Genomic DNA, 5,734 nt, shown 5'->3' with positions numbered 1-5,734 from the left:
CGAGCGTCGTCGGCAGCGTCAGCTGTGTATAAGAGACAGGAGGCGTCCGCCCGCACGCCTCCGGCCCCGCCGTGCTCCGGAGCGCCGGCGGGCGTCCGATCCGGCTCCCGGAGACCCGCACGGCGCGGGCCGCCGACCGCAGGGCGCGGGGGCGCATGGGACACGTCAGGGCGTGCCCAGGCTCCGCAGCGCTTCGTCCGTCAGCCGGTACACCGTCCACTCGTCCTGCGGCCGCGCGCCCAGCGCCTCGTAGAACGCGATCGTCGGCTCGTTCCACTTCAGCACCGACCACTCCAGCCGCTCGTACCCGCGCTCCACGCAGATCCGCGCCAGCCCGGCCAGCAGCGCCTTCCCGTACCCGCCGCCGCGGGCGCCGGGGCGCACGTACAGGTCCTCCAGGTAGACGCCGTGCACGCCGCGCCACGTCGAGAAGTTCAGGAACCAGATCGCGAACCCGACCGGCTCGCCGTCCGGCGTCTGTGCGATGTGCGCGAACGCCGCCGGCCGCTCCCCGAACAGCGCCTCCCGCAACTGCTCCTCGGTGGCCCGCGCCTCGTGCGGCACCCTCTCGTACTCCGCGAGCTCGCGGATCATGGCATGGATGACCGGGACGTCCCCGGCGACAGCGCTACGGATCATGCCCGCAGCCTAAGCCCGCCCCAACACCACCTCGGCGGCAAGCAGTTGCTGCCCGTCCAGCTCCGGCACGCCGCCCCGCGCGTCCTCCACGTCCCACAGGCAGTTCTGCAGCACCCGCCCCAGCGTCCACGCCCGCGCCCGCTGCCGGTCCAGCCCGAGCGCCTCCGTCAGCAGGTCGAACCGCCACCGCACCTGATCCGCCGCGAAGTTGTTCCGGATCGCCGGCAGCAGCTCGAACCCCGGATCACCCGCGAGCGGCTTCGGATCGATCGCCAGCCACGGTTCCCGGCCGCCCGCCAGGACGTTGTCGTAGTGCAGGTCCCAGTGCAGCAGCCGGTCCCCGGGCTCCCCCGCCACCTCCGCCAGCGCCGCCGCGCAGTCCGCCACCAGCCCCCGCGCCCGCGCGTCCGGGATCCCCGCCAGCGCCCGCGGCGCCCGCTCCAGCAACCCGGCCGCGACCGGGCCGAGCCCCCGCACCCCGGCCGGCGCCGGAACCGCCGTCAGCCGCGCCAGCAACTCCCCCACCACACGCACCGCCTGCCGCGGATCCCGCTCCGCCAGCCCCGACAGCGGCCGCCGCTCGTCGAGCCGCTCCAGCAGCAGCGTCCCCGTCCCCGGATCGTGCTCCAGCAGCCGTACGCAGCCCCGCCCGTCCCACGCGCGCAGCGCGAGCGGCTCCCCCGCACTCTCCTCGTCCGGCAGCAGCAGCTTCAGCGCCGCCGCCGTGCCGTCCGCCCGCTCCACCGGCACCACCAGCGCCGTCGTCCCGTGCATCACAGGACCCGCCGGCCGCAGCCTCCACTCCTGGAGGAACCGCTCCGTGCGCGCCGGCAGCCCCGCGAGGAACTCCCGTCCCGCCTCCCCGTTGAACAGGAGCTGCGCCTCGACCAGCCCCTGCGGAATCTCCACCACGACCCGACCGTAGCCCGACCCGCCCCCGCGAGGTCGACGCCATCGCCCCCGGACGCGCAAAAGGCCCCGGCGTAAACTCCGGGGCCTTCCGCTTCTGTACGAATTCCAGGGCCCGAATTACCTCTGACCTGGAACGGAGCCCCCTGTCGGATTCGAACCGACGACCTACGCTTTACAAGAGCGGTGCTCTGGCCAGCTGAGCTAAGGAGGCCTGTGGCGCTGCACGCACGCCGATCGCCTTCACTTTACACAGCCGACAGGCCCGCTCGCGAAGGGCTTTTCCGGCCCGCGCCGACGCGCCGCCCTGCCGGGAAGAGGCCCCGGCCGCCCGCCGGCGCGTCGTACGTCACCCCCGGGCGGGTGCTGACAGAAGCCGGGACGCCGGGTAGCGTCGGGCGGAAGTCCACTGCGGTGGGCCGACCACCACTTCCTTCCACTCGGATCGTCCGGCACGTTCCTGCCGGTAGAAGGGATGCCTCACCATGGCTTCTGTCACCTTCGACGCGGCTACCCGCCTCTACCCCGGCGCCGACAAGGCCGCCGTCGACGCGCTCGACCTGCACATCGAGGACGGCGAGTTCCTCGTCCTCGTGGGCCCCTCCGGCTGCGGCAAGTCCACGTCGCTGCGCATGCTCGCCGGCCTGGAGGACGTCAACGGCGGCGCCATCCGCATCGGCGACCGCGACGTCACCCACCTGCCGCCGAAGGACCGGGACATCGCGATGGTGTTCCAGAACTACGCGCTCTACCCGCACATGACCGTCGCCGACAACATGGGCTTCGCCCTGAAGATCGCCGGCGAGGACAAGGCGACCATCCGCCGCAAGGTGGAGGACGCGGCGAAGATGCTCGACCTCACCCAGTACCTGGACCGCAAGCCCAAGGCACTCTCCGGCGGCCAGCGGCAGCGCGTCGCCATGGGCCGCGCCATCGTGCGCAAGCCGCAGGTCTTCCTGATGGACGAGCCGCTGTCGAACCTCGACGCCAAGCTCCGCGTCTCCACCCGTACGCAGATCGCGGCGCTCCAGCGCGATCTCGGCATCACCACCGTCTACGTCACCCACGACCAGGTCGAGGCGATGACGATGGGCGACCGGGTGGCGGTGCTGAAGGACGGCCTCCTGCAGCAGGTCGACAGCCCGCGCAACATGTACGACCGCCCGGCGAACCTGTTCGTCGCCGGCTTCATCGGCTCGCCCGCCATGAACCTGGTGGAGGTCCCGATCACCGACGGCGGCGTGAAGTTCGGCGACAGCGTCGTGCCCGTCTCGCGCGAGGCGATCGCCGCCGCCGCTGAGGCGGGCGACCGCACCGTCACCGTCGGCGTGCGCCCCGAGCACTTCGACATCGGCACCGAGGGCGGCCTGACCATCACGGTCAACGTCGTCGAGGAGCTCGGCGCCGACGGCTACGTCTACGGCCGCACGTCCCAGGCGGACGGCGGCCAGGACATCGTCGTGCGCGTCGGCGGCCGCCAGGTGCCGGAGAAGGGCTCCAGCCTGCACGTGGTACCCCGCCACGACGAGATGCACGTCTTCTCGACGTCCTCCGGCGAGCGCCTCTCCGACTGACGCCGGCCGCACCGCAGGGGCGCTCCCGCTCGCGGGAGCGCCCCTGCGGGCATGCGGGGCGGCTCTGCCGCGTCCGTCAACCGGCTATTCGAAAAACCACGTCGAACCGTCCCCCGACCGGGTGACCGACTGTCGCCAAACTTTCACCGAGCGCTACTCTCGCCCTCGTGACCCACACTGCCCGCCGTATCGGCCGATCCCTCGCCCTGGTCCTGCCCGTCGTCCTGGTCCTGTCCGGGACGCTCGCGGTCACGATGGTCCCGTGGGCGGACAACTCGTCGTCCCGGATCCTGACCGCCTCCGCCGAGGACGTCTCCGTCCCCGCGAAGCCGCGCGCCCCGCAGGACCTGCTGCGCGACAAGCTCATCTCCGAGCTCCAGCAGGGCGAGATGCCGGGTGACGTCCTGACGCACCTGCAGCAGGAGGTCGACAAGCGGCCTTCGCTCGCCGGCCACTGCGCGGGCATCGCGCGGGCCCTGGGGCGGGCCGCCGTCGAGGCGTACGGCCCGACGAAGGCCCAGTCCTTCGCGCGTCCCGTCTGCGACACCGCGTACGCGTCCGGCGTCGCCTCCATGGGCTGACCCCGGGACGGCCTTAGGGACGGCCCCCGGGACCGGGGCTCCGGCCGGGCCCTACGCTGGCGGCCATGACCGACGTACGCCCCGCACCTCCCGCACCTCACACCGATGCCCCCGCGGCCGCGATCCCGGCCCCCCTCACCCAGGCCCCCACCCAGGCGGTGGTCCTGGCGGGCGGCCAGGGGTCGCGGCTGCGTCCGTACACGGACGACCGGCCCAAGCCGATGGTCGAGATCCCGGGGACCGGGGTGCCGATCATCGGGCACCAGCTGAACTGGCTGGCCTCCGAGGGGGTCACCGACGCGGTCGTCTCCTGCGGGCACCTCGCCGAGGTGCTCCAGGAATGGCTGGCGAAGGCCGACCTCCCGCTGCGCGTGACGACGGTGGTGGAGGAGGAGCCGCTCGGGCGCGGCGGCGGCCTGAAGTACGCCGCGCGGCACCTGCCGCATCCGGACCGGTCGTGGTACGCGACGAACGGGGACATCTGGACCCGGTTCTCGCTGAGGGAGATGGCCGCGTTCCATGCCGAGCGGGCGGCGACGGCGACGCTGGCGCTGGCGCGGCCGCGCATCCCGTGGGGTGCGGTGGAGACCAACGAGTTCGGGCAGGTGCTGGACTTCATCGAGGCGCCGCCGTCGCCGTACCTGATCAATGCGGGCGTCTACGTCTTCTCGCCCGAATTCACCGCCTTGCTCCCGGATTTGGGCGATCACGAGCGCACCACGTTCCCGCGGCTGGCGCGGGAGCGGCGGCTGGCGGGCTTCCCGCTGCCGCAGGGCGCGTACTGGCGGGCGATCGACACGGCGAAGGACCTGACCGAGGCCGCACGCGAACTGGCCGCGCAGAGAGCCTCCTGACGGCTTCGGCGGCTCGGCGGCCCACCGCGTACGCAACGGCCCGGGGCCCGGCACGCGTCTCGCGTGCCGGGCCCCGGGGTTTCGCGGGTCGGGTCGGTCAGCCGAGGAGGCCGCCGACGAGGCCGGGCTTCTTGGACGGGGTGTCCCCGTCGCTGCTCGTGCTGCCGCTGCTGCGGGTGGTCGTGGACGACGAGGTCTTCGGAGCGGACTGCTTCGGCGCGGTGCCGGTGCTGCTCTGGCTGCCGCCGGTGCCGCGGGTGGCGGCGGGGGGCTGCGAGCCGGTCCCCGCGGTCTCGCGGGCCGTGGAACCGGTGCGGCTGCTGGGCGTGGTCGAGGGGGTGGCGCTGGCGACGGGTTCCGCCGGCTTCGACGGCTGCTGCGACGCGGGCTGCTGCGGCTGCTGCTGGCGCTGCTGCTTGGGCGGCGGTACGGGCAGCGGGGAGCCGGGCAGGTAGTTGCTCGGGGCCTGGCCGGGGCCGGGCACGGTGACGACGGTGCTGGAGCGGACGGCGCCGCCGAGCAGCGAGCCGATGAGGAGGGTGAGCCCGCAGACGAGGGTGGTCATGACGGCGCCGCGCCGCAGCACGCGTCGGCGCAGCTGCCACAGGTCGGAGCGGGGGCCGAGGGTGCGCCAGGCCTCGCCGGCGAGGCGCCCGTCCAGGGAGTAGACGGGAGCGCCGGCGATGATCAGCGGGCTCCAGGCGGCCAGGTAGATGATGTCCGGGGCGTCGTACGCCGGGACGGTCTTCCAGCTGACGGTCATGAGCAGGGCGGCGGACAGCAGCGCGCCGAAGCAGGCGGCGAACCGCTGCCAGAGTCCGAGGACGGTCAGGACGCCGACGACGACCTGGAGGAAGGCCACGCTGAGGCCGGCGCCGACGGGGTGGGCGAGGGCGAAGTCGCGCAGCGGTTCCGCCAGGGCCCAGGGTTCGAGGGTGCGCAGCCAGATGACCATGGAGCCGCGTTCGCCGCCGTCGAAGTAGACGGGGTCGCAGAGCTTGCCCATGCCGGCGTAGATGGAGATGAACCCGAGGAAGACCCGCAGCGGGAGGAGGACGACCCCGAGGTTCATGCGGCGGCCTGGGTAGTACGAGGCGTGGCCGCGGTTGTCCGAGGGGGCGCGTCGGACGGCGTCCTGGACGGGTCCCGTGTCGTACGGGGGCGGGCCGGCGGGGCC

At 73.4% G+C, this 5,734-nt stretch carries 6 protein-coding genes and 1 tRNA gene; 3 read left to right on the top strand and 4 right to left on the bottom strand.

Going from position 1 to position 5,734, the window contains the following annotated elements:
* Positions 1 to 165: 165 nt before the first annotated feature.
* The 3 genes from HYE82_RS33575 to HYE82_RS33565 all read right to left on the bottom strand — a co-directional run bounded on the left by HYE82_RS33575 (position 166) and on the right by HYE82_RS33565 (position 1,762).
* Positions 166 to 639: a GNAT family N-acetyltransferase gene (locus HYE82_RS33575; RefSeq protein ID WP_179177999.1), complete on the bottom strand. Its 474-nt coding sequence runs from the start codon at positions 637 to 639 to the stop codon at positions 166 to 168.
* 9 nt (positions 640 to 648) lie between these two features.
* Positions 649 to 1,551, bottom strand: a complete 903-nt coding sequence (locus HYE82_RS33570) for an aminoglycoside phosphotransferase family protein (protein WP_179177998.1) — start codon at positions 1,549 to 1,551, stop codon at positions 649 to 651.
* A gap of 137 nt (positions 1,552 to 1,688) precedes the next feature.
* Positions 1,689 to 1,762, bottom strand: a tRNA-Thr gene (locus HYE82_RS33565).
* A gap of 271 nt (positions 1,763 to 2,033) precedes the next feature.
* On the opposite strand from HYE82_RS33565, the gene HYE82_RS33560 reads away from it, so the two are divergent.
* From HYE82_RS33560 to HYE82_RS33550, 3 genes are all read left to right on the top strand, one after another.
* Positions 2,034 to 3,122 carry an ABC transporter ATP-binding protein gene (locus HYE82_RS33560; RefSeq protein WP_179177997.1) on the top strand — a complete coding sequence of 363 codons (1,089 nt, stop codon included), beginning with the start codon at positions 2,034 to 2,036 and terminating at the stop codon, positions 3,120 to 3,122.
* Positions 3,123 to 3,289: 167 nt separating this feature from the next.
* Positions 3,290 to 3,703 (top strand): hypothetical protein, encoded by a 414-nt coding sequence (locus HYE82_RS33555; protein WP_179177996.1) that lies wholly within the window; start codon positions 3,290 to 3,292, stop codon positions 3,701 to 3,703.
* A gap of 65 nt (positions 3,704 to 3,768) precedes the next feature.
* Positions 3,769 to 4,557: a nucleotidyltransferase family protein gene (locus tag HYE82_RS33550; protein WP_256988046.1), complete on the top strand. Its 789-nt coding sequence runs from the start codon at positions 3,769 to 3,771 to the stop codon at positions 4,555 to 4,557.
* Positions 4,558 to 4,654: 97 nt separating this feature from the next.
* Here the strand turns inward: HYE82_RS33550 and HYE82_RS33545 are convergent.
* On the bottom strand, positions 4,655 to 5,734 hold a 1,080-nt coding region (locus HYE82_RS33545), incomplete at its 5' end, for a DoxX family membrane protein (RefSeq protein WP_179177995.1).

It is taken from the genome of Streptomyces sp. BR123, assembly GCF_013401435.1.
Taxonomy (GTDB): domain Bacteria; phylum Actinomycetota; class Actinomycetes; order Streptomycetales; family Streptomycetaceae; genus Streptomyces.
This window is presented reverse-complemented; position numbering and strand designations above follow the sequence as displayed.

Coding starts and splice junctions, on each gene's coding strand:
- HYE82_RS33575 (WP_179177999.1), bottom strand. CDS start 639: ATGATCCGTAGCGCTGTCGCCGGGGACGTCCCGGTCATCCATGCCATG.
- HYE82_RS33560 (WP_179177997.1), top strand. CDS start 2,034: ATGGCTTCTGTCACCTTCGACGCGGCTACCCGCCTCTACCCCGGCGCC.
- HYE82_RS33550 (WP_256988046.1), top strand. CDS start 3,769: ATGACCGACGTACGCCCCGCACCTCCCGCACCTCACACCGATGCCCCC.